The organism is Streptomyces sp. NPDC059456 (genome assembly GCF_042750055.1).
GTDB lineage: Bacteria > Actinomycetota > Actinomycetes > Streptomycetales > Streptomycetaceae > Streptomyces.
In genome coordinates this window covers 1-1,286 of the sequence record NZ_JBHYVA010001131.1, presented here as the reverse complement: position 1 = coordinate 1,286, position 1,286 = coordinate 1, and the positions used below count along the sequence as shown (strand labels likewise).

At 80.2% G+C, this 1,286-nt stretch carries 1 pseudogene; it reads left to right on the top strand.

Annotated features, from left to right (window positions below):
• A pseudogene (locus tag ACFXA3_RS42720) lies at positions 1 to 895 on the top strand (hypothetical protein); the annotation flags it as partial.
• Positions 896 to 1,286 lie beyond the last annotated feature (391 nt).

The following is a 1,286-nucleotide window of genomic DNA, read 5'->3' as shown; positions in this document are numbered from 1 at the left end:
GGCCCTACGGCTGCTCGGCCCCCTGCCGCAGCCGCAGCCGCAGCCGCAGCCGCAGCCGCAGCCGCAGCCGCAGCCGCAGCCGCCGTCGCAGCCGCTGCCACCGCCGCGACCCGCGGGCGGCGCACGTCTGGTCGTGCTCCGCCCGGCCGCCCGCCCCGGAGCCGGCACGGTGGTCCTGGTCCCGGCCCCGGGCGCCCCTGCCATCACCCCGGCCCCGGATGGGTCCGCCGTCACCCCGGCCTCGGGTGGGACTGCTGTCACCGCGGCCCCGGGTGCCCCTGCCAGCACCGCGGCCCTGGGTGCCCATGCCATCACCCCGGCCCCGGGTGGGACTGCTGTCACCCCGACCCCGGGTGCCCCAGCCACCACCCCGGCCCCGGGCGCCCATGCCACCCGGGCCTCGGGTGGGACTGCTGTCACCTCGGCCCCGGGTGCCCCTGCCACCACCTCGGCCCCGGGCGCCCATGCCACCACCTCGGCTCCGGGTGCCCCTGCCACCACCGCGGCCCCGGGCGCCCATGCCACCCGGGCCTCGGGTGGGTCCGCTGTCACCGCGGCCTCGGGTGCCCCTGCCAGCACCTCGGCCTCGGGCGCCCCTGCCATCACCCCGGCCCCGGGTGGGTCCGCTGCCATCCCGGCCCCGGGTGGGTCCGCCGTCACCCGGGCCTCGGCCGGACCGGGGCACCGCCGGCTGGTTGCCCTCGTCGCCCTCGACGGTCCGGCGGACGCCTCGGACTGCCTGGCCGCGCTGCGCCCGGTCCTGGCGCCGGGCGAACCCCTGACCCTGAGCTGCTCTCCGGCCGCGGCCCCCCTGGCCCGCGAACTCGCCCGCCGCATCACGGCCCACGCCTGGCCCACCCCCCCGATCACCATCACCCCGACCGACACCCCCTGACCCCTCGGACACCTCAACGAGCCCGAGCCCCTGCCCCACCACACCCCGGCCTGGTGGCCGCCGGAGCGCGATGCCCGCCGACCGGCACGGGCCGGCTCGGCACATGCCGCCCTCGCCGCGCAGCGGTGGGGGCGAGCCCTGTCCCGCCCGCGCCCGGCGGGCCGCACCTCACGGCGCCGGCCCGGCCGGGGACGGGCCCCGCCGCCCGCCGTCGTGGGCGAGGCGCTGCGATGCGTGGGCAGCCCATACGCCTCCGGCCGGTCGTCGCCGGTGGGGCCGAGGTGCCGGCGGGCGCGCCGGGGGAAGGGTGTGGTGGGCCCGGTTCCGGATGCGGGCGAACGACGGGTGTGGGGAAGCCGTAGCGAAAGCGAGACCGAATAGGGCGAATTAG